At 67.0% G+C, this 20,892-nt stretch carries 18 protein-coding genes; 10 read left to right on the plus strand and 8 right to left on the minus strand.

Annotated elements, in window-relative coordinates:
- Positions 1-302: 302 nt before the first annotated feature.
- The 3 genes from AC1DIQ_RS18620 to rsgA all read right to left on the minus strand — a co-directional run bounded on the left by AC1DIQ_RS18620 (position 303) and on the right by rsgA (position 5,141).
- On the minus strand, positions 303-2,594 hold the full coding sequence (locus AC1DIQ_RS18620) for a TonB-dependent receptor (RefSeq protein ID WP_478050575.1): 2,292 nt from the start codon (positions 2,592-2,594) through the stop codon (positions 303-305).
- A gap of 176 nt (positions 2,595-2,770) precedes the next feature.
- Complete coding sequence (locus AC1DIQ_RS18625) at positions 2,771-4,012, minus strand: flavohemoglobin expression-modulating QEGLA motif protein (RefSeq protein WP_429000478.1); 1,242 nt, start codon at positions 4,010-4,012, stop codon at positions 2,771-2,773.
- Between the two features lie 31 nt (positions 4,013-4,043).
- Positions 4,044-5,141, minus strand: a complete 1,098-nt coding sequence (gene rsgA, locus AC1DIQ_RS18630; RefSeq protein WP_428999825.1) for a ribosome small subunit-dependent GTPase A — start codon at positions 5,139-5,141, stop codon at positions 4,044-4,046.
- Positions 5,142-5,325: 184 nt separating this feature from the next.
- Between rsgA and AC1DIQ_RS18635 the strand changes: the two genes are divergently transcribed.
- The 5 genes from AC1DIQ_RS18635 (at position 5,326) to AC1DIQ_RS18655 (ending at position 8,711) form a co-directional block, all read left to right on the plus strand.
- On the plus strand, positions 5,326-6,600 hold the full coding sequence (locus AC1DIQ_RS18635; RefSeq protein WP_070473632.1) for a pyridoxal phosphate-dependent aminotransferase: 1,275 nt from the start codon (positions 5,326-5,328) through the stop codon (positions 6,598-6,600).
- Positions 6,600-7,220 carry an SGNH/GDSL hydrolase family protein gene (locus tag AC1DIQ_RS18640; RefSeq protein WP_478050576.1) on the plus strand — a complete coding sequence of 207 codons (621 nt, stop codon included), beginning with the start codon at positions 6,600-6,602 and terminating at the stop codon, positions 7,218-7,220. The genes AC1DIQ_RS18635 and AC1DIQ_RS18640 overlap by 1 nt, the downstream gene beginning before the upstream one ends.
- A 17-nt stretch (positions 7,221-7,237) precedes the next feature.
- Entirely contained in the window at positions 7,238-7,921 is a 684-nt protein-coding gene (locus AC1DIQ_RS18645) for a class I SAM-dependent methyltransferase (RefSeq protein WP_461770342.1), read from the plus strand.
- 67 nt (positions 7,922-7,988) lie between these two features.
- Positions 7,989-8,354 (plus strand): hypothetical protein, encoded by a 366-nt coding sequence (locus AC1DIQ_RS18650; protein WP_121039696.1) that lies wholly within the window; start codon positions 7,989-7,991, stop codon positions 8,352-8,354.
- Positions 8,355-8,387: 33 nt separating this feature from the next.
- A complete protein-coding gene (locus AC1DIQ_RS18655; RefSeq protein ID WP_282261514.1) occupies positions 8,388-8,711 on the plus strand; it encodes a hypothetical protein in 324 nt (107 codons plus the stop codon).
- A 30-nt stretch (positions 8,712-8,741) separates the two neighbouring features.
- Here AC1DIQ_RS18655 and AC1DIQ_RS18660 read toward each other — a convergent pair whose 3' ends face one another.
- The gene (locus tag AC1DIQ_RS18660) at positions 8,742-9,518 is read right to left on the minus strand and encodes a polysaccharide deacetylase family protein (protein ID WP_478050577.1); all 777 of its coding nucleotides are present in this window, start codon (positions 9,516-9,518) and stop codon (positions 8,742-8,744) included.
- A 58-nt stretch (positions 9,519-9,576) separates the two neighbouring features.
- Between AC1DIQ_RS18660 and grxD the strand changes: the two genes are divergently transcribed.
- On the plus strand, positions 9,577-10,503 hold the full coding sequence (gene grxD, locus AC1DIQ_RS18665; RefSeq protein WP_121039705.1) for a Grx4 family monothiol glutaredoxin: 927 nt from the start codon (positions 9,577-9,579) through the stop codon (positions 10,501-10,503).
- An 82-nt stretch (positions 10,504-10,585) separates the two neighbouring features.
- Here grxD and AC1DIQ_RS18670 read toward each other — a convergent pair whose 3' ends face one another.
- From AC1DIQ_RS18670 to AC1DIQ_RS18685, 4 genes are all read right to left on the minus strand, one after another.
- Positions 10,586-11,125, minus strand: a complete 540-nt coding sequence (locus AC1DIQ_RS18670) for a DUF924 family protein (protein ID WP_282261519.1) — start codon at positions 11,123-11,125, stop codon at positions 10,586-10,588.
- Positions 11,126-11,177: 52 nt separating this feature from the next.
- Positions 11,178-11,954 (minus strand): AMP nucleosidase, encoded by a 777-nt coding sequence (locus tag AC1DIQ_RS18675; protein ID WP_478050578.1) that lies wholly within the window; start codon positions 11,952-11,954, stop codon positions 11,178-11,180.
- A 68-nt stretch (positions 11,955-12,022) separates the two neighbouring features.
- Positions 12,023-12,397 carry a hypothetical protein gene (locus AC1DIQ_RS18680; RefSeq protein ID WP_478050579.1) on the minus strand — a complete coding sequence of 125 codons (375 nt, stop codon included), beginning with the start codon at positions 12,395-12,397 and terminating at the stop codon, positions 12,023-12,025.
- A 169-nt stretch (positions 12,398-12,566) separates the two neighbouring features.
- Entirely contained in the window at positions 12,567-15,908 is a 3,342-nt protein-coding gene (locus AC1DIQ_RS18685) for an autotransporter domain-containing protein (protein ID WP_478050588.1), read from the minus strand.
- A gap of 492 nt (positions 15,909-16,400) precedes the next feature.
- Here AC1DIQ_RS18685 and AC1DIQ_RS18690 point away from each other — a divergent pair, with 492 nt between their 5' ends.
- The 4 genes from AC1DIQ_RS18690 (at position 16,401) to AC1DIQ_RS18705 (ending at position 20,824) form a co-directional block, all read left to right on the plus strand.
- A complete protein-coding gene (locus AC1DIQ_RS18690) occupies positions 16,401-17,807 on the plus strand; it encodes an amidohydrolase (protein ID WP_478050580.1) in 1,407 nt (468 codons plus the stop codon).
- Positions 17,808-17,821: 14 nt separating this feature from the next.
- Positions 17,822-19,084 carry an amidohydrolase family protein gene (locus AC1DIQ_RS18695; protein ID WP_428999450.1) on the plus strand — a complete coding sequence of 421 codons (1,263 nt, stop codon included), beginning with the start codon at positions 17,822-17,824 and terminating at the stop codon, positions 19,082-19,084.
- Positions 19,085-19,157: 73 nt separating this feature from the next.
- On the plus strand, positions 19,158-19,790 hold the full coding sequence (locus AC1DIQ_RS18700; protein ID WP_282261589.1) for a 2-hydroxychromene-2-carboxylate isomerase: 633 nt from the start codon (positions 19,158-19,160) through the stop codon (positions 19,788-19,790).
- Between the two features lie 89 nt (positions 19,791-19,879).
- Positions 19,880-20,824, plus strand: a complete 945-nt coding sequence (locus tag AC1DIQ_RS18705; protein ID WP_478050581.1) for a DegV family protein — start codon at positions 19,880-19,882, stop codon at positions 20,822-20,824.
- Positions 20,825-20,892: the final 68 nt, after the last annotated feature.

The raw sequence follows: 20,892 nt of genomic DNA on the forward strand, positions 1-20,892 counted from the left end.
GGCAAGCGGTCCAAGCAGGCCAAGCAAGTCAACGAAGCGAACGAATCCAAGCAAGCCAAGCCAATGCAACGGCGGCACCAAGCGCCGGCTTTTTCGTTGCGCACCAGCTCACTGTCAAAGGGTAGGCACGGGTGGGGTGGGTTGGCGGGACCGTTGTGCCGCATGGATGCGGCTCACGAGCCCCCATGGATGGGTTTACGGCGCGTCCCGCGAACCCACACACCCCACGCCTGGCCCAGTCATCTGGGTGGCAAAGCCACCGACCAACGGTCGGTGGCGACCCATGCCCAAGCAAGCGGAGATCAGAACTCCGCAGCCACCGTCATGAACAGCTGGCGCGGCGCGCTCGCGTGGATCGCATAGCGCGTGCCGGACGGATCCGTCGGCGCGAACGAACTGAGCTGGCCGGCATACCGCTTGTTCGTCAGATTGGTCGCATTGAGCGACACCTTGATATCGCGCAGCCCCATGCCCGGCCCGAACGAATACCCCATCCCCGCATCGAACGTCGTCACGCCCGGCGCCGACTGGTCGTTGGTGTAGGTGTAATAACGCTTGCCCGTGTACTTCGCGCGCAGACTCGCGAAGAAGCCATCGCGGTTCCAGCTGATCTCACTGGAGGCCATGCGCTCGGGGGTGTCCACCGTGATCTTGCCGGCCACCGGCACGATCGCACCGCCCGAGGTGTAGTCGTCCTCGTAGGTGGTCTTGTTCCACGAGAGCGCGTTGTACCACTGCAGGCCATCCATCGGCTTGAGGATGAAGGTCAGTTCCGCGCCGCGGCTTTTCACCGAGCCCACGTTGATGAAGCGCGTGATGCACTCCGGGCGCGTGCCCACTTCGATGCTGGTGCAGGGGTTGAGCGAGAGCAGGCGGTTGTCGAACGTCACGTGATAGGCCGCGATCGAGGCCTGGTACTTTTCGCCGAAGGTACGGAAGCCGGCTTCCAGCGTCTTGGACTTCTCCGGTTCCAGCCCGGCGCTGGCCGCGAAGGATTCCGGCGAGACCTGCAGCGGGCCGCCGCTGCCACCACCGACGAAGGCGGCGATGTTCTCCGAGTAGGAGGCGAAGACTTCCTGGTTCGGGCTCAGCTTGAAGCCGATGCCGGCCTGCGGCAGTACCGATTCCTTGGCGGTCAGGGTGCCGGAGGCGTAGCTGGCTTCGGTGCCCGGCTTGGCGTTGGCGGTCATGCGCGTGTTCGGGCTCTTGATGCCCACATCCACGGTCAGGCGGTCGTCCAGGAAGCGCATGCGGTCCTGCACGTAGAACTGGCGCGTGCGGATGTCGAAGTCCTGATCGAACAGGCGGCGGTCCGGATGGTTGAGGTAGCCGTCATCCAGGAACGGGCCGGTGATGTAGTAGAAGTTGCGCTCCACGTTGTGGTCGTTGCGCTCGTACCACAGCCCCGCTTCCAGCGAATGGATGCCCCATTGCCAGCTCAGTGCGGCGGTGATGCCCTGGCGGTTGATGGTGTAGTTGGTGCTGCGGATGGAGATCGGGAGCATCTCCGGCGTCCCCGGGTTGGAGGGCTGGCCCGGTGCCCACCAGTGGCCCTGGCCGCGGTTCTCGTGGTGGTAGCCAAGCAGCTTCAGGCGGGCGCTGTCGCCCAGCGCGAGGTCGGCATCCAGCGAGTACAGGTTGTCGTCGCGCAGCGCGCGGCTCTGGTAGTACGCGTCATCGATGCTGTTGACGCCACCGGTGAACGCACACTTCTGCGCGTTGTAGGTGCCCGGTGCGCAGTAGGCGGCGGCAACCGCGCGGTCCCAATCCGGTGCGTAGATGTTCCAGTCCCAGCCGAGGCCACGCGCGAGCATGCTCTTGGACAGGTAGGCGTAGTTGGCCTGGCTCACGCGCGAGGTGGCAGCGAAGGCACCGAAGCGGTTGTCACCCACGGTCCAGATCGCCTTGGCGTTGAACTGGCGGGTGGTCTGGTTCTGGTTCGGTTCGGCCCACATATCCGAATCCTGATGCACGCCGGACACATAGGCCGAGAAGCCGTTGATGTCGCCGGTGTCCACGCGCAGGTAGCCGCGGCGCTGGTTGTCATCGCCGACGGTGACGCTGGCCTTGCCGCCGAACTCGGTGGACGGGTCCTGCGAGAAGTACTGGATGGTGCCGCCGAGGTTGCTGGTCGAGGCGACGCCCAGCGAGCCGATGCCCTGCGACAATTCTGCGCCGGCGAGATTCTCGGCGATCAGCGCACGGGCGATGCTCAGGCCGTTGTAGTTGCCGTAGCTGTTGTCGCCCAGCGGAATGCCGTCCAGCGTGTAGCCCAGGCGGCTCTTGTCGAAGCCGCGCAGGCTGATCGTCTGCGACTCTTCGTTGGCGCCGAAGGCATCGTTGGACTGCACGGATACACCCGGCAGGCGATCGAGGATCTTCTGGCCGCTGGTGCCCGGCGGCAGCACTTCCTTGTCCACGGCCGTGATGCGCTGCACCTGGCGGGTCTCGCCCTGGCCGATCACTGAAACGGTATCCAGGGTCTGCGCGCTGAGCGCGACGTTGGCAGCGGCGGTGGCGTCTACATCGGCAGCGTCGGCGTTGGCAGCGCACAGCGCGAGCGCCACCGCGATCGTCAGGGGTCGGGTAAGCATGGTCGTCCGTTACATGGGGGAAGATGACCTGCGCAACGCAGGTGCATGACCAGCATGCGAGCGGAAGATGAAAGGATCTTTACGATGCGGGTCATCGCAGATGAATTGCGATGCAGTGCTCACTAACGCATGGGAGCGCGCGGAGGGAGCGCGAGGCAGCCGGCCAGCGGCCGGCACTACTCTGGGGCGAGCTGATCCATGCGGATGCGGTTGGCGAACAGTGAGAATGCGAGCATGCCGGCCAATCCGTTCGCGCGGCTGACCCAATGCGGCAGCCAGCGCGGCGGGCGCAGGATGCCTTCTTCAAACAAGGGGGCGAAGGCGATCGCGTCGGTCAGCGACATCTTGCCGGCGAACAGCCAGCGGCAGACCTGCAGGCGGTCTTCGGCGAGCATGTGGCGGAAGAAGGTATGCACGGAGACCAGCCCGCGCAGATACACCGTGTCCTTGGTGAAGGCCGCGCCGCCGCTCGGGGGTACCCCGCGGAACACGCGCTGGGCGGAGGCGAAGCTCTCTTCGTTGTTCTGGCCGGCCTCGCAGAAGTAGCGGAACACCTGGATGAAATCGGCCCCTTCGCGCGCCATGGCGATGGCTTCGGTGCGCAGGCTGATGCGCTTGAGGCGCTCGATGTCGATGCTGCCGGTGATCTGCTCGGCAAAGGTCGCCAGTCCTTCCTGGGTGGCGGTGACCCGCGGCGAGGACAGCGCGAGGCTAGGCAGGTGCGGCTGCTCGCGGCCGTTGAGTGCAGTCAGCGAATGCACCAGCGCCTCGTGGTGGAACAGCTGCGCACGGTCGTAGGCACTGAAGCGTGCACTGGTGCGCAGGCGGATCCGGTTCGGGCCGGCCGCCGCCTTGGAGATCAGGTCGGGATCCAGCTGGACGCTGATGATGCGTGACTCAAAGAACGCATCCAGATCACTCTGCAGCTGCAGTTGCAGCGCGGTGGCCGAGACCGGCACCTGTTCTTCCGGCGCGAGCAACTCGTGGTCCAGTTCCTGCGCGATCTGGATGAAGTGGCGGGCGGCATCGCGGGTGCTGGGGCCGTTGCCCGGCAGCGGCTGCTCGGGCGCGCCGAACAGCTCCACCGAGTAACGATCCACCTCGGCGGTGCCCAACGATTCCAGCAGGCCGGCGGCCTGGTCCCAGCTGTGCGCCGAGCGCTGCACGTACAGGCCGATGGGATGGTCGGGATCGCATTGCGCGCTGATCGCGGCCAGCCGATGGCGGGTATCGGTGAAATCGAGCTTGGGGTAGTCGACCTGCGGCAGCACCGGCTGACCGCGGGCGACGCTGGCCAGGAACGGCGCCTGCAGCGCGGCCGGCCAGCTGGTCAGTCCCAGCAGTTTGATCCCGCCTACCGCCTCGACCAGTTGTGCGTCGAGCGCGGTGTGGTGGGCAACGTCACGATCCACGGTCATTGGCGTGTCCATGGACGGACAGTAGCAAAAGCTATCGCCGGCCGCCCTTTCCGCCCGGGCGCCACTGCGCACCCTTGCCGACGTGCTTGCGCTCGATGGCCTGCTGCGCCTGGCGCACGGCCAGTTTGGCGGCGGCGGCGGCGACTTCTTCCTTCAGCTTGAAGTAGTTGAGCAGGCGCTCTTCATCCAGCGTGCCGTCATCGATGGCCGCACGGATCGCACAGCCCGGCTCACGCTGGTGGGCGCAGTCGCGGAAGCGGCACTGCGCCGACAGGGCTTCCACGTCGGAGAAGCCGCCTTCGCTCAGGGCCTCCTCGCCGGTCGGCTTGAGCTCGCGCATACCGGGTGTATCGATCAGGCAGGCCCCGGCCGGCAACGGAATCAGTGCACGGTGGGTGGTGGTGTGGCGGCCGCGCGAGTCGTTGACGCGCACATCGGCCGTCTTCATGCGCTCATGCCCAAGCAGCGTATTGGTGAGGGTCGACTTGCCCGCACCGGAGGAGCCGACCAGTACCACGGTCTGGCCAGCGGCGAGCCACGGCAACAGGGCCGAGGCGCTGGCCGGGTCCTTGCCGTTGATCGCCAGCAGCGGAATGTTCTGCGCCGCCAGTTCTTCCAGCACGTCCAGAGCATCCTGGCTGTACTCGGTCTGGTCGGCCTTGGTCAGCACCACCACCGGCTGTGCACCGCCCCCGCCGACCAGCAGCAGGTAGCGCTCGATCCGGCGCGGATTGAAGTCCGCATCCAGCCCGCAGACGATGAACACCGTATCGATGTTGGCCGCGATCACCTGCTGGTGGTAATGCTCGCCGGCCGCGCCGCGCTTGATCGCGGTGCGCCGCGGCAGCAGGGCAACGATCTTGATGCCCTCCAGCAGCACCCAGTCGCCGACCGCCGCGCGCTCGTGGCTGGGGAAGCGTGGGCGCTGCCATTCCGGCGGGGACTCGGTCTTGATCGCCGCTTCCGGCGCATCGGAGACGATGTACCCGGTGCGATGCTGCTCGATCACCCGGCCCGGGCGTGCCTGCGGGAACTGCTCGAACAGGGCCTGCCAAGCCGGCAGTTCGGGGCCGCCCGGCCAAGGCCAGCCAATGGTCTGCAGGGCAAGGTAATCAGTGGGTTCGCTCATCGTGCCCATTCTAAAGGGTGTGGCCACCAGGCGTCGCCGCGGCGGACCGGCGCAGGCGTGGACCCGCGGAAATCCTTTCATCTGCAACTGCCTTGCAGGGCCGGGCGTTGGGCCGGAAACGCTTGCCCTGCAACGCAACAATTCCGCTACCATGCGGTTTCCATGCCTGAATGACGGCCCGTTCATGTCCACGCCCCCGCTGAAGCCGCTCGCCACCCGCGAGCGCCTGTCCGAAGTCCGCTACGAGATCCGGGGCGAACTGGCGCGACGAGCGCGGGAGCTGGAGGCCCAGGGCCGCAAGCTGATCAAGCTCAACATCGGCAACCCGGGCAACTTCGGGTTCCGGGCGCCGGAGCACCTGCAGCGTGCGATCGCCGATGACATGGGCCGCACCGATCCGTACACCCACCAGCAGGGCCTGCCGGAGGCGCGCGAAGCCATCGCCGCCGCCTACGCCCGGCGCGGTGCACCCGATGCGCACCCGGACCGCGTATTCATCGGCAATGGCGTCAGCGAGCTGATCGACCTGTCGCTGCGCGCTCTGCTCAACCCGGGCGACGAAGTGCTGGTGCCCTCGCCGGATTACCCGCTGTGGTCGGCCGCGACGATCCTCAACGATGGCCGCCCGGTGTATTACCGCTGCGCACCGGAGAACGGCTTCCAGCCAGACCCGGTCGAGATCGAGGCGCTGGTGTCCTCGCGCACCCGCGCGATCGTGCTGATCAACCCGAACAACCCCAGCGGCGCCAGCTACTCGCGCGAGCTGCTGGAGCGCATCGTCGCCATCGCCGCCAAGCACAACCTGCTGCTGATGGTCGATGAAATCTACGACCAGATCCTGTACGACGACGCGCAGTTTCATGCGGTCGCGCCACTGGCCGGCGACCACCCGTGCATCACCTTCAGCGGCCTGAGCAAGGTTCATCGCGCCTGTGGCTGGCGCGTGGGCTGGGCGATGCTGTCCGGCGCGGCCGAACGGCTGGGCGAGTTCCGTGCGGCGATGGACCTGCTCAGCGCGCTGCGCCTGTGCGCCAACGTGCCGGGCCAGTACGCCATCGATGCGGCGGTCAACGGGCCGGACACCATCTCGCCGCTGTGCGCGCCCGGTGGCCGTCTGTATGAAACCCGCCGCGCGGTGATCGAGGCCTGCAACGCCAGCGAGCATCTGTCGCTGGTGGCCCCGGCCGGCGCGCTCTACGCATTCCCGGCGGTGGTCGGTGCGGCGGCACGCAGCTTCGATGACCATGATTTCGCGCTGGAACTGATGAACGAAGAAGGCGTGCTGGTGGTCCCGGGCTCGAGCTTCAACGTGCCTTACCGCCACCACTTCCGCGTGACGTTGCTGCCCGAGCCGGAGGTGATGCGCGATGTGTTCGCCCGCATCGACCGCGCCCTGGCACGCCGTGCCGAGGCCAACACCAAGGTGGTCCCGCTCAAGCCGCGCAGTGCGGTGGCCTGATGGGCCTGCCGTACCTGGCGCTGGGCGATTCCTACACGATCGGCGAAGGCGTCGAGCCGGCCGGGCGCTGGCCGATGCAGTTGGCCGCGGCCCTGCGCGATATCGGCGTGGCTGTGGATGACCCGACCATCATCGCCACCACCGGCTGGACCACCGATGAGCTTGAGGCTGGCATCGACGCCGACGCACCGCAGGGTCCCTTCGAGCTGGTAAGTCTGCTGATCGGGGTCAACGATCAGTATCGCGGGCGCAGCGTGGACGAGTACCGCCCGCGTTTCACCGCCCTGCTGCAGCGCGCGCTCGCCTTCGCCGGCGACCGTGCACCGCGCGTGCTGGTCCTGTCGATCCCGGACTGGGGCGTGACCCCCTATGCCATGGCGTCCGGCCGCGACCGCGTGCAGATCGGGCAGGAACTGGATGCCTACAACGCTGCCGCTGCAGCGATCTGCGCCGAGCATGACGTGGCCTTTGTCGACATCACGGACCTGAGCCGCCAGCTGGGCGGCGAGAGCGTCATGCTGGCCGAAGATGGTCTGCATCCGTCCGCCGCGATGTACACGCTGTGGCACCAGCGCGCGTTCGAAGTGACGCGCGTGCTGTGGGCGGAGCCGACCCGCTGAGCGAGGCCGCGCTGCCGCTGGGCAGGGAGCAGGCCCGCCGGATCGCCACGGCGTTCCTGCCGGCACAGTGGTTCGGCAACCGTCGCGATTATTACTACAGCCGCGGCAAACTCGGCAGCGATCCACTGTATCCCGGCGTGCTCGGCGCATTGAACGATGCCCCTGCCGTGCCCTTGCTGGATATCGGCTGCGGCCTCGGGCTGCTGGCCCACGTGCTGCGCGAGCATGGCAATGTATTGCCGTATCACGGCCTGGACATCGACGCCGGCAAGGTCGCACGCGCCGAACAGGCCAGCGCCCGCGCCGCGCTGCCACAGGCACGGTTCACCTGCATGGATGCCAGTGCCGCCCTGCCCGCCCACCTCGGCAACGTCGCGTTGCTGGACGTGCTGCAGTACCTGCCTGCGCCCTCGCAGGCGCAACTGCTGCACGATGCCGCCGCGCGCGTGGCCCCCGGGGCGCGGCTGGTGATCCGCACCACGTTGGCTGACCACAGTGGCCGCGACCACGCCACGCGGATCACCGACATGCTCGCGCATCTGGTCGGCTGGATGGGCACGCGCCCACGCCACTACCTCGACGCCGAGAGCCTGCACACCCCGCTGGAAACCGCCGGGCTGCACCTGCGGATGACACCGCTGTACGGCAATACCCCGTTCAACAACTGGCTGATCGTCGGCGATCGTCCGCTCGCTGCGTAGTCGCCATGGCTCGCGCCGCCGACCGCACGCGCGCATACTCGCCCCCCTTTCCGGCACGGAGCCGCCCATGCAAAGACAGACTCGACATTCCGCGCTGGGCATCGCCGCGCTGATCGTCAGCGCCTGTGGCCTGGTGATGCTGCTGCTGAGCATGCATTACGCGCATGCGCCCGAACACGCGGCCATGCGCGAGCTGCCGTGGTCGCTGGCGGCACTGCTCGGCAGCAGTGTCGGCCTGGCCATCCTGGCCCTGCTGCTCGGCCTGGGCAGCGTGCTGCAGCCGCGCCGGCGCCGCCTGTTCGGCATCATCGCGCTGCTGGTGACGCTGGGTCTGCTGATCGCACAGCTGTCGCTGGGCGGTTGGATCCGCGACCAGTGGCATGCCTCGCATCCGCCAACAGACGCCGCGGCCGCGCAGCCCCTCGCCCCCTGATTCCCCGTTTCATCGCATCGACAAGGAGCCCTGATGCACCCCCCTCATTCCGGCATGGGTATTGCCGCGTTCATTACCGCCCTGTGCGGTGCTGTGTTGATGCTGGGCCTGATCGTCGTGGCCGGCGTTATCGAAACCACGACCCCCGGCGGCATGGAGGAGACCTCCATGTCGGCGATCCTGGTCGGCCTCGGCCTGATGTGCACCGCGCTGATGCAGCTGGTGGCCTTCGGCCTGGGCGTGGCCGGTGCATTGCAGGCAGACCGCCGCCGTGTGTTTGCGATCCTCGGCCTGGTGATCTCGATCGGCAGCATCCTCGGTGTGGTGCTGCTGATGATCATCGGCTCCCTGAGCTGATCCCGGCCTGCGCCGGGCACCGAGCTGGCGTCAGTCCGGCAGACCCGCGTGCAGGCCACGTGCCTGCACCGCCTGCAGCACCGCCTCGATGATGGCCAGGTTGTGGCCATGTGCGGCGCCCTCGTGCAGCAGCACGATACTGCCCGGCGCCAGATCACGGGTGATCCGTTCGACCACCTGACCGGGCCTGCACTCCACCCCGTCGAAACCGCGCGCGCTCCAGCCGACCCGGGTCAGCTGCCACTGTTTCAACGCAGGGGCCACGAATGGATTGGTCATCCCGACCACCGAGCGGTACCAGCGCGGTGGCGTGCCGGCGATTGCGGTGAGGGCCTGCTGGCAGTGCGCGATCTCCGCGGCCATGGCCTGTCGCCCCAGCCGCCAGAAACGCGCTTGCGGGTGGCGGTGGCTGTGGTTGCCCAGGCTGTGCCCGCGGGCCAGCATCGCGCGGACCAGGTCCGGCTGCGCCTGCGCGCGTTCACCGACCAGGAAAAAGGTCGCCCTGGCCTCGTAGCGGTCCAGCAGATCGAGCACCGCCGGGGTGTCCGCCGACGGGCCATCATCGATGGTCAGCCAGACCTTGCGGGCATCGCCGGGCAGGCGGCTGAGCACGGGGGCGTAGAAGCGGCTGTTGGGGAGGAACACCGGCACCATGAACAGGGCATGGGTCGCCACCATCAGCGGCAGGCCGTAGCGCCAGCCCCAGGCGGCCCAGACCAGCACCACCAGCAGCTGCGACAGCACCAGCCACGGCAGCCAGCGCCAGGGGCGGCGGGGAATGCGATACAACGTTTCCGGTACGGTCATGCCCCATGATGCCATGCCGCGTAGAATAGGCGGTTCGCATATCCGGACCCTGACCGTCATGTCCCTTGATCCCGCCCTGCGCTCGCGCATCGAATCCATTCTCAACGCCAACCGCGTCGTGCTGTTCATGAAGGGTCAGCCGAGCATGCCGCAGTGCGGTTTCTCGGCCAAAGCCGTCGGCGCCCTGCAAGACCTCGGGGTGGAGTTCGACCACGTCAACGTGCTGGCCGACGCGGACATCCGCGAAGGCATCAAAGCCTATGGCGAGTGGCCGACCATTCCGCAGCTGTACATCGATGGCGAGCTGATCGGTGGCAGCGACATCATCCTGCAGATGGCCGGCAACGGTGAGCTGAGCAGCGTGCTCGGGCTGGCCGCACCGGACCGCACCCCGCCGCGCATCACCGTGACCCCGGCCGCCGTGGAAATGCTGCGTGGCGCGCTGGCCGATTCCCCGGGTGCCTCGTTGCAGCTGGGCATCGACGCGCGCTTCCAGCCGAACTTCCAGCTGGCCCCGCACGATGACAACGCGATCGCCGCCGAGTCCAACGGCCTGCGCGTGCAGTTCGATCTGGCCAGCGCCCGCCGCGCTGAAGGCATCACCATCGACTGGGTCGACGACATCCGCGGCAAGGGCCTGGCGATCGACAACCCGAACGCGCCCAAGGCCGTGCAGGAACTGAGCGTGCGCGACGCCGACGACCAGCTGCGTGCCGGCAGCATCACCGTGGTCGACGTGCGCCCGGCCGACGAACGTGCGATCGCGGCGATCAACGCTCCGTTCGAGACCTTCGACGGCGACAACCGCGCCCGCCTGGAAGCCTTGCCCAAGGACACCGCGCTGGCCTTCCTGTGCCACCACGGTGGCCGCAGCGCACAGGCCGCCGAGCAGTTCCGCGCCCTGGGCTTCACCAAGGTGTCCAACATCACCGGCGGCATCGACGCCTGGTCGAACGAGGTGGACAACGGCGTGCCGAAGTACTGATCTTCAGCACGTTGCGGGAAAGAAAAACGCCGGCATTGCCGGCGTTTTTTTGTTCGTGGCGCCGGTGGCGTCCATCCACCGGTCAACCCGCAAACCCACCTTCGGCCAGGTAATCCAGCTCCTCCGGCGTCGGCATCCGCCCCAGCACCGCATTACGGTGCGGGAAACGGCCAAAGCGGCGGATGATGTCGCGATGCAGTTCGGCGAACTGCAGGTATTCCTTGTCGCCCAGTGCATCGAACATCGCCACCGAACGCTCCTGGTCCTGCGGGTCTTCGGAGTGTTCGAACGGCAGGTAGATGAACGCCCGCAGCTTGGGCACCAGTTGCAGGTCCAGGCCTTCCTCCACCGCACGCATCGCGTAATGACGCGCCAGGCCATCGGTGGCATAGGAATGCGCCGTATCGCGGAAACAATTGCGCGGAAACTGGTCGAGCAGAATCATCAGCGCGAGTGCGCCGTCGGCACTGCTCAGCCAATGCTCGCGGGCACGGCGCGCGGCGGCGAAATGTTCTTCCTGGAACTGCTGGCGAAACCGCGCATCGAACGCGTCATCGCGCGCGAACCACTGCTGCGGTCCGGCGTCGCGCCAGAACTCCACTACTTGTGCCGCCACGTCCATTCACTACCCCTGTGGATGGCACGCCCCAAGACGTCCATCCGTTCCATTGCCGTTACTCGTCAAAACGCAGGTGGCGGACCGACTTGCCGTTGCGCCGTATCAGCTTAAGCGCCTCGATACCGATCTGGATATGGTTCTCGACGAACTGGGAGCTGACCTTGGCATCGGAGACCTCGGTCTTCACGCCGTCGGGAATCATCGGCTGGTCGGACACCAACAGCAAGGCCCCGATCGGGATGTGGTTCGCAAAACCGGCCGCGAACAGGGTCGCCGTCTCCATGTCGATGGCCATGCAGCGCATCACCCGCAGCTTCTCCTTGAAGGCCTCGTCATGCTCCCAGACCCGACGATTGGTGGTGTAGACGGTGCCGGTCCAGTAATCGTGGCCGAGGTCGCGAACCATGGTCGAGACTGCCCGCTGCAGCGCAAAGGCCGGCAGGGCCGGGACTTCCGGCGGCAGGTAGTCGCTGGAAGTGCCCTCGCCGCGGATTGCAGCGATGGGCAGGATCAGGTCGCCCAGCTGGTTTTTGCGCTTGAGCCCACCGCACTTGCCCAGGAACAGCACGGCCTTGGGCATCACCGCCGACAGCAGGTCCATGATGATGGCCGCGTTCGGGCTGCCCATGCCGAAGTTGATCAGGGTGATGTCGTCGCTGGTGACGCTGGCCATCGGCCGGTCAGCGCCCTGGATGGGAGCCCCGGTGAGCTGGGAAAAGGTATGCAGGTAACCACCGAAATTGGTCAGCAGGATGTGCTGCCCGAACTGCGCCAAGGGCACGCCGGTGTAACGCGGCAGCCAGTTTTCGACGATGGCCTGTTTGGTTTTCATGGGGCTGTTCCGACAAACGACAGGCGACAATTCTGCGAGACCAGCCGGGCGGCGTCGAGCGTTGCCGCTCAATCGGGGTGGTCGATCCCATCGGCCCTGCCCTTGAGGACAAGGCAGGCCAGCAAAAGCACGGCGGCCGGTATGGCAAGCAGCAGGACAAGGGCCGTCGGCGCACCAAAGGCCCAGAGCGAGGCGGCAAAGGTTATGGACGATATGCCGACCAACGGAAAGGCGTACTGGATCCGTTTGATCACCAGGTAGCTGGCGGTGGCCGTCAGCAGGGAGAGCGCTGCGAGGAGGATGCGCGCTTCTTTGGGCAGCCCGCTGGGCGACTGCTCGAAGAATCCGGCCACCAGCATGAGGCCGGACGCGAACGCCAGAACGACGAGCAACAGGTAGTAATGCCTGGCGTGCTTGCGATCAAAGCCTTCGGTTACGTTCATCGACACTTCCTTGTGAATGCAGGGTCGCACGGGTGACCTACGCGAGCCGCGCCAGTCCGACCATTCCACGTTGGACGATCGCGGCGCAAGTGGCGATCGCGACCTCGCAGCGGCGGGCAAGAAAAAGGCGGCCAATGGCCGCCTTTTTCCGTTTACCGGTAGCGCTGGATCAGAACTGCACGGACCAGCGCGCGGTGACGCTGCGGTCGCGGGCGTCATCACCGAAGGTGCCGTTGTAACCCAGCTCCAGCTGGTTGCGCGGGCTCAACCAGGCCGACAGGCCCAGCTCGGCCACCACGGCGTTGTCGGCGATCGCCGCACCGCTGACCGCGAAGCTGCTGCCGCCGGTCCAGGCCAGATCGGCGACCTGGCTGCGGTCACCGGAGGCACGACGGTAGCCGACGCCACCGCGGACGTGCAGCCAGCTTTCCTGCTGCCAGGACGTCTTCAGGCCCTTGTCAAAGCGAACACCGGCGGTCGCCACGTTGGTGCGGGTGTCGGCGACCTGGCCGTTCAGTGCCGCAGCGCCGCCCTGTTCGGTGATGCCGTCCACGTCCACTTCAACGCGCGCGAACTGCAGGTACGGCTCCAGGCCAGCTTCGCGCCCACCAAAGCGGTACGCGCCTTCGATGAAGCCCTGGCGGGTGGTGGCGTCGTACGTGGCCGACAGCGCGTCCTGGTAGCCGGCAAACGTCAGCTGACGCTTGCTGTCCACGTCATGTCGGGAATAACCCAGACCGGCGCGCAGACCGAACGCCCCCCAGTGGTTGCCCACGTAGGCGCCAAAGTGGGTGTTGTCGATCTCCGAACGGGCGCCGCGACCGGCCGCCTGCTTGATGTCGGTCCGGCCGGTACCGACCAGCCCGCCGATCTGCCAACCCCCGCCGAACACATGATCGGCACCGACCAGCAGACCGTTGCTGTTGGAATCGGTGCGCGCGGCATTGGCATCGCCATCGAGCTTGCCGCTGCCGCCGATCGCCTGCACCCACGCGCCGCCACCGGCGGCCTCATCAGCGGCACCGGGCGAGCGCGCGCCCACGGCACGGCTCAGCGCCGCATCACGCAGGTAGCGGCTGCTTTCCACCAGCGCCATCGGCGTGGCGGCATGGAGCTCACCACTCAGCGCATCCAGTGCCGCACCAACCTGGGCCGGGAACAGCTGGGTCAGCGGCTTGGGCAGGCCCTGGTTGATGGCCAGGCCATCGGCGCTGGTGGCCACGGCGATCTGGTTCGGCGTGACCGCGGCGCTGGACAGTGCGTTGCCGCGGGCGACGTCGATGCGCAGGCCATTGGCGCTGTAGCCCAGACTGAACGTCAGGAACGGCGAGAAGGCCGAGAAGTCGGTCGTGGCGAACTGGCCGTTGATGCCACCGGCGGCCTGCAGGAAGTTGAACTGCTCGCCGAGGTAGTACACGCCGGCTTCCGGCAGGGCCTTCAAGGTGCCATCCAGCGTGGCGGTGCCGCTGACGCGCAGCAGATCGCTGCGGCTGCCCGGGGCCAGCTCGGCCTGGTAGACGCCACTGGCGGTCTGCACATAATCGCCGTTGATGGTCAGCGTGCCGATCGAGTTGCCCGGCGCGATGACGCCCTCGACGCGCGTGCTGCCCAGCGTACCCACGCCCTTCAGCGTGCCCTTTGCGCCGACCACGGTCGAGCCATCCTGCTGCACGCCGTTGAAGGACACGGTGCCGGCGGTGACGAACAGGTCTGACCCGTCCAGCAGCGCACCGGCATTGACACCGGTGGTGCCGGCCGAGGTCAGCGTACTGTCGACCAGACGGCCATTGAGCACGAAGCTGCCGCCGCTGCCGACGGTGGTGCCGGCGTCCTGCTGCAGGCCATTGAAGGTGACCGAACCACCGGTCACGTTGAGTGCCGAACCCTCGAGCACGCCGGTGGTGGAGATCACGCTGCTGCCCCCCAGGCTGTTGAGCGTGGTGGACACCAGGCTGCCGTTGAGCAGGAACTGGCCGCCCTGCACGTCGACCGACGCTGTCAGTGCGTTGGCGCCGTCCAATTCCAGCATGCCGTCACGCACGATGGCGCCGTTGAAGCGGTTGTCGCCGCTCAGACGCAGCCAGCCGATGCCGGACTTGGTCAGCTTGCCCGGGCCGCCGATGTCATTGGTCCAGTCGTCCCATGCATCGCCGTCCCACACCTTCAGGCCGCCGGCCTTCTGGTTCATGACCACCTCGGTATCCACGCGCAGCATGCCGTAGCCTTCGATGGCGGTCTTCAGATCGACCATGCCCCAACCGTAGATCGCATCCACGCCCGGCGCGCCCAGATCACGCGCGGTGGTCAACAACACGTCGCGTACCTGCGCGTTGTCCAGGTACGGGAAGCGCTCCATCAGCAGACCAAGCGCACCCGTGATATGGGGTGCCGCCATCGAGGTACCGGTCTTGTAGCCGTAGGTATATTCGGGCGCTTCGCTTTCGATCAAGAAACGCAGGTAGTCCTCGGTCAGCTCCATGCGACCGTTGATCTCGCCGGACACAATGGTGCTGGCGATGTTGGTACCCGGCGCGGACAGGCACCAGTTGGCAGCAGCACCGCAGATGCTGGAACTGGCATCAATGACGTAGTCCGTTTCCCCAACAGTGGGGCGACGGACGTTCGCAACGGCCAGCCAGTACGGCTCGATCTCCGGGTTCCAGCGCGGCAATGCGGCCGTGATGCCGGCCATGCCCCCGGCTGAGTTGCCTGCCGACCATACCTGGATCAGCTTGGAACCCGATGCACCCTCCGTCTCACCATAGATACTGCCGTAAACACCGTAGTCCGCACCGATTGCAGCGTACTGCGTGTCCAGACTGCCTACCGTCGCGTGCCGGGTCGAGATGCCCCAGCTGTGGTTGAGAACGCGCACGCCCTGTGCCTCGGCTTGTGCGTACATGTCCAGTGTCGCCACATCATCCGGGTCCGTGCGATACAGCGCACGTGGCCTGTAGAAGTTGTCCGGGTCAAGGCGCCATTCGTAATACGTATCGCCGAAGACACGGGCTGCCGTCAGGTTGGCACCAAATGCCACACCATGCATTCCGGTGCCATCGCGGTTTGCACCCACGGTCCCCAGCACGTGCGTGCCGTGGTCGGCGTAGCTGAAACCATATGGCTGGCCCGCGGCGATCAGGCGGTCGGCAAGCGCTGGAGGCACGCCGGGCCCCAGGCCGTAGTAGTTGTACCCGGGCTGGTCGCCGCGGGTGCTGCCGCAGGCACCTTCGCCGGCCACGATGCTCGGGTCGGCGCAGCCGCCGTTGCCGATGGTGATGCTGGAGGTGTTGCGCCCGGCGAACTCGTCATGGGCAAGAGCAGAGCCCGAATCGAACACCCCCAGGCGCACGCCCTGACCGGTCAGCCCACGTGCGTAGGCGTAATCGGCCCCCATCGCAGCCAAGCCCCAATCGGCGTTGAATTCATCGCTATGCCAACTTGCCACATCACCCGGCTTGCCCAGGATAGGGCTGGCGGCCTCGGCGCTGACGCGCGGACTGGGAAGGGACATGTTCTGGCCAGGAGCGCCGATCGGTGCGGCGAACATGGCCGCGAGCGAGGTGCTCTGCTGATTGCGGCCTACCGCGGCCTGCTCGGCGCGCTGCTGCTGGTAACGGTCCAGGACATCGCTGGCGGGACTGGCCATGGCCGGGGCGACGATGGCGGCGAAAAGGGTGCCGGTGATGGCCGAGGCCAGCAGGGTCGGCGACAGGCGACGAGAGGCCGCGCGGGACTTCGAGTGCAGAGTCATGAACAGGAAACTTCCTTGATCTGGTTCTAGGTACAGGGTCTGAAACTAGGTGGACACCACCACGTTGCCGCCGGTGCAGGTCGGCCCAACGCTCTCTTTGAGCCTACCCGAAAAGTTCATGAAAAGTTCACAATTGCTTCTCGTAACAGTGCTAGGTCTCATTTGCTAAAACTATGCAAAAGGTCACTTGGCAAAGCACCCGCGTCCCGGATAGCGTCGAAGAATTGTGTCCATGCGGCTTGGGGGAGAACCATGCAGAAGTTGTTGAGCGTCGGCGTTGGCCTGGCATTGATGTCGATCGTGTCCGCGCCGGCGCCCGCCGCGTCGCGTTTCCTCCAGGATCCCTACCCCAGCAGCTACGCACCGATCGCCTCGGCGCCGGTGCTGATCAGCAACGCCACGGTGCTCACCGGCACCGGCGTGCGCCTGGACAACGCCGATGTGCTGTTGCGGGGCGGCCGCATCGCAGCGGTCGGCACCGGCCTGAGTGCACCGGCCGATGCGGTCCGCGTCGACGGCCAGGGCAAGTGGGTCACCCCCGGCATCATCGATGTGCACTCGCACCTGGGCGTGTATCCCAGCCCGGGCGTCAGCGCCCACAGCGACGGCAACGAGATGACCGCGCCGGTCACCGCCAATGTCTGGGCCGAACACTCGGTGTGGCCGCAGGACCCCGGCTTTGCCGCGGCACTGGCCGGCGGCGTGACCTCGATGCAGGTGCTGCCCGGCTCGGCCAACCTGGTCGGCGGCCGCGGGGTGACGTTGAAGAATGTGCCCGCCACCACCTACCAGGCCATGAAGTTCCCCGGCGCGCCGTGGGGCCTGAAAATGGCCTGCGGCGAGAACCCCAAGCGCGTCTACGGCGGCAAGGGCACCGCGCCGGGCACGCGCATGGGCAATGTCGCCGGTTACCGCGCGGCCTTCATCGATGCCAGCGAATACATCGCCAAGAACACCCCCAAGCAGCCGAAGAAGAAGCGCTGGTTCAGTGGCGATGACAAGGGCGACAGCGCCGGTGACAGTGGCGGCAAGCGCGATCTCAAACTGGATACGCTGGCCGGCGCCATCCAGGGCGACATCCGCGTGCACATCCACTGCTACCGCGCCGATGAGATGGCCACGATGCTGGATCTCTCCAAGGAATTCGGCTTCAAGATCGCCGCGTTCCACCACGCAGTGGAGGCCTACAAACTGGCCGACCGGCTCGCCGAGGAAGGCGTGTGCGGTGCGCTGTGGGCCGACTGGTGGGGCTTCAAGATGGAGGCGTTCGATGGGATCCAGGACAACATCGCCCTGGTCGACCGGCCGGCCAACAGCTGCGCGATCGTGCATTCCGATTCCCCGGAGGGCATCCAGCGCCTGAACCAGGAAGCGGCCAAGGTGATCGCCAACGCACGCCGCGCCGGCATCGAGATCGCCCCGGAGCGCGCCATGATGTGGCTCACCTCCAACGCAGCGCGCTCGCTGGGCGTGGAGAAGCAGACCGGCAGCCTGGAGGCCGGCAAGATGGGGGATGTGGTGGTCTGGAACGGCAGCCCGTTCAGTTCCTACGCACTGGCCGAAAAGGTCTACGTCGATGGCCATCAGGTCTATGACCGCCAGGACGTGAGGCGGCAGCCGCTGTCGGACTTCATGCTCGGCCAAGAGGCACGCCCATGAGCCGCCGCGTCGCCATGCGACTGCTTCCGCAGGCTCTGCTGTTGCTCGCCGGTGCCTGCATCGCACCGGCGTTGTTCGCGCAGGATCTGCTGATCCGCAACGCCACCGTGCACACCGCCGCCGCACGCGGCAGCCTGGAACACAGCGATGTGCTGATCCAGGGCGGCGTGATCCGCGCCGTCGGTCCGGGCCTGTCGGCGCCGGCCGGCGTCGCCGTGGTGGAGGCCGCAGGCAAGCCGCTTACCCCGGCGTTGTTCGGCGGCATCACCGACATTGGTATCGAAGAAGTGTCCGGCGAATCGGCCACGGTCGACAGCACGCTCAAACTGGAAGACCAGCCGCTGCGCCCGGAATTCGACGTCACCCTGGCCTTCAATCCGGACTCGGTGCTGATCCCGGTGGCGCGGCTGGATGGCATCGGCTTCACCCTGCTCGGGGCGAACACCGGCGGCGGCTTCATCGCCGGCCAGGGCGGCGTGATGCGGCTGGACGGCAGCGCCGACCCGGTCGGTCCGCAGGCGCTGTTCATCCGCCTCGGTGCGTCCGGCGCAGAGTTGACCGGCACCTCGCGTGCCGCGCAGTGGATGCTGCTGGAACAGATGGTCAGCGAGGCGCGTGGCCGCGTGCCCGCAGACTCTCCGCATGCCCTGCTCACACCTGCCGGACGCGCCACGCTGGCGCGCTACCTGGCCGGCCACGGCCGGATCGTGGTGCAGGTCGACCGCGCGGCCGATATTCGTCAGCTGCTGCGCTGGGCCGCCCGCGAGAAGGTCAAGATCGCGATCGCCGGCGGTGCCGAGGCGTGGCGTCTTGCCCCGCAGCTGGCCCAGGCCGGCGTGCCGGTGTTCGTGGATGGGCTGGGCAATCTGCCGAGCAGCTTCGACCAGCTCGGCGCGACCCTGCAGAACGCGGCGCGACTGAAGGCGGCCGGCGTGCCGGTCAGCTTCGCCCAGCGCGATGATGCCTCGCACAACGCGCGCAAGATGCGCCAGCTGGCCGGCAATGCAGTGGCCAACGGGTTGCCCTGGGAGGATGGCCTGGCGGGCCTGACCCGGGTGCCGGCGCAGGCGCTGGGCATCGGCGACCGGCTTGGCACCATCGAACCGGGCAAGCTGGCCGATCTGGTCCTGTGGGAAGGCGATCCGCTGGATGTCGGGCATTACGCCGAGCAGGTCTGGCTGGGCGGCCGCGCGATGCCGATGCGGTCGCGCCAGACCGAGCTGCGCGACCGCTACCAGGCGCCGGCGTCGAGCGAACCGCGCGCATACTCGCGCTGAGTCCCTGCACAGGGCCGCTGCCTGCGGCGGCCCTGCATTCGGCGGCATTGCCGTCCCGCAACGTGAGCACCCGATCATGGCCCTGCGCTGGTATTTCGATTTCGTCTCACCGTTCGCTTACCTGCACTGGCAGCAGCTCAAGGCCCTGCCGCAGTTCAAGAGCATTGTTCCGGTGCCGATCGCCTTCGGCGCGGTGCTGCACCACCTGGGCAATCTGGGCCCTGCCGAGATCCCCGCCAAACGACTGTTCACCTATCGGCAGGCGCTGTGGCAGGCCCGCAGCACCGGGGTGACGCTGCGCTTTCCGCCGGGCCACCCGTTCAATCCGCTGGCAGCCCTGCGCCTGTGTCTGGCCGCGGGGGCCACCCACGAGACGGTCGACCTCCTGTTCAACTGGATCTGGCGCGACGGCCACGCCGGTGACAGTGCGGCCGCGCTCGCCCTGCCCGGCGCGATGCTGGACATCGCCGATGTCGCTGCGGCGATCAGTGAGCCGTCGGTCAAGGAAGCGCTACGCCGCAACACGGATGCGGCTTTGGCGGCCGGCGTGTTCGGCGTCCCGACGCTGGCGATCGGCAGCGAGCTGTTCTGGGGCAACGACGCCCACCCGCTGATGCAGGCGGTGCTGGCCGATCCAGGCCTGCTCGAGACGGGCGAATGGGCGCGGATCCAGGACCTGCCGGTGGCCGTGGAACGCAGCCGTTGAGCCCGGGTCGGCTCCCCGGTCAGGCAAGGCGAGCCGTTTTGCGATAGCGTTCACGTTTCCGAACCTACAACCTGCCGGAGGGGCACAGGATGCGCATCGGAATCGTGGTCGACTCTGCGTGCGATCTGCCGCAGGATTTCATTGAACAACACAACATCGTGCTGCTGCCGATCACCGTCCGCATCGGCGAGGCCGTGCTGGCCGACCATCGCGACGAACAGGCGACACTGAGCTTTCTGCATGCCCATGTGGCCGAGCACGGCGCCGAAGCGGAGACCATTCCGTTCAGCGTCAACCAGATCCGGGACCTGTTCCTGGGCAAGCTGGTGATCGATTACGACCATGTGTTCTGCATGACGATCACCAAGACCCGCAGCCCGATCCACGACAACGCGATGCAGGCCAGCTTCGCGATCCTCAACGACTACAAACCGGTGCGGCAGGCGGCAGGGTTCAACTCGCCGTTCGCGCTGCGCGTGCTCGACACCCAGAACCTGTTCGCCGCGCAGGGCGTGACCGCGGTGGAAGCGGTGCGCCTGCGCGACAGCGGTGCAAGCGTGCAGCAGATCCGCGAGCGGCTGGAGCTGCTGGCCAACAACGTACACGGCTACATGATCACCCGCGATCTGTACTACATGCGTGCGCGTGCGCGGCACAAGGGTGACCGGAGTGTGGGCCTGATCAGCGCGGCATTGGGCAGTGCGCTGGACATCAAGCCGGTGCTGCATGGCTACCGCGGCGAGACCGGCCCAGTGGCCAAGATCAAGGGCTTCGACAACGCCGTGCAGAAGCTGTTCGATTTCGTCGGGCAACGCGTCAAGGCCGGCCTGATGACGCCGACGGTGTGCATCAGTTACGGCGGTGAGTTGGCCGACCTGCAGGCCCTGCCCGGTTATACCGCGCTGCGCGAGACGTGCCAGGCGCATGGCGTGGATGTGTTCGAGGCGGTGATGAGCCTGACCGGCATGGTCAACGTGGGCAAGGGCGCGGTGACGATCGGCTTCGCCGACGGCCCACATACCTTCAGCGGCTGAGCGCACTGGTCAGTATCGCAGCGGCCATGCCACGATCCGGGCACGGCCGCTGGTTCTGCACGCGGATT

Source organism: Stenotrophomonas sp. 05L413, assembly GCF_056397945.1.

Excerpts from the sequence above, each read along its gene's own strand:
- AC1DIQ_RS18705 (WP_478050581.1), top strand. The coding sequence starts at position 19,880 with ATGCGCATCGGAATCGTGGTCGACTCTGCGTGCGATCTGCCGCAGGAT.
- AC1DIQ_RS18635 (WP_070473632.1), top strand. The coding sequence starts at position 5,326 with ATGTCCACGCCCCCGCTGAAGCCGCTCGCCACCCGCGAGCGCCTGTCC.
- AC1DIQ_RS18655 (WP_282261514.1), top strand. The coding sequence starts at position 8,388 with ATGCACCCCCCTCATTCCGGCATGGGTATTGCCGCGTTCATTACCGCC.
- AC1DIQ_RS18695 (WP_428999450.1), top strand. The coding sequence starts at position 17,822 with ATGCGACTGCTTCCGCAGGCTCTGCTGTTGCTCGCCGGTGCCTGCATC.
- AC1DIQ_RS18690 (WP_478050580.1), top strand. The coding sequence starts at position 16,401 with ATGCAGAAGTTGTTGAGCGTCGGCGTTGGCCTGGCATTGATGTCGATC.
- AC1DIQ_RS18670 (WP_282261519.1), bottom strand. The coding sequence starts at position 11,125 with ATGGACGTGGCGGCACAAGTAGTGGAGTTCTGGCGCGACGCCGGACCG.
- AC1DIQ_RS18660 (WP_478050577.1), bottom strand. The coding sequence starts at position 9,518 with ATGACCGTACCGGAAACGTTGTATCGCATTCCCCGCCGCCCCTGGCGC.
- AC1DIQ_RS18685 (WP_478050588.1), bottom strand. The coding sequence starts at position 15,908 with ATGTCCCTTCCCAGTCCGCGCGTCAGCGCCGAGGCCGCCAGCCCTATC.
- AC1DIQ_RS18675 (WP_478050578.1), bottom strand. The coding sequence starts at position 11,954 with ATGAAAACCAAACAGGCCATCGTCGAAAACTGGCTGCCGCGTTACACC.
- AC1DIQ_RS18620 (WP_478050575.1), bottom strand. The coding sequence starts at position 2,594 with ATGCTTACCCGACCCCTGACGATCGCGGTGGCGCTCGCGCTGTGCGCT.
- AC1DIQ_RS18640 (WP_478050576.1), top strand. The coding sequence starts at position 6,600 with ATGGGCCTGCCGTACCTGGCGCTGGGCGATTCCTACACGATCGGCGAA.
- grxD (WP_121039705.1), top strand. The coding sequence starts at position 9,577 with ATGTCCCTTGATCCCGCCCTGCGCTCGCGCATCGAATCCATTCTCAAC.
- AC1DIQ_RS18650 (WP_121039696.1), top strand. The coding sequence starts at position 7,989 with ATGCAAAGACAGACTCGACATTCCGCGCTGGGCATCGCCGCGCTGATC.
- AC1DIQ_RS18625 (WP_429000478.1), bottom strand. The coding sequence starts at position 4,012 with ATGACCGTGGATCGTGACGTTGCCCACCACACCGCGCTCGACGCACAA.
- AC1DIQ_RS18680 (WP_478050579.1), bottom strand. The coding sequence starts at position 12,397 with ATGAACGTAACCGAAGGCTTTGATCGCAAGCACGCCAGGCATTACTAC.
- rsgA (WP_428999825.1), bottom strand. The coding sequence starts at position 5,141 with ATGAGCGAACCCACTGATTACCTTGCCCTGCAGACCATTGGCTGGCCT.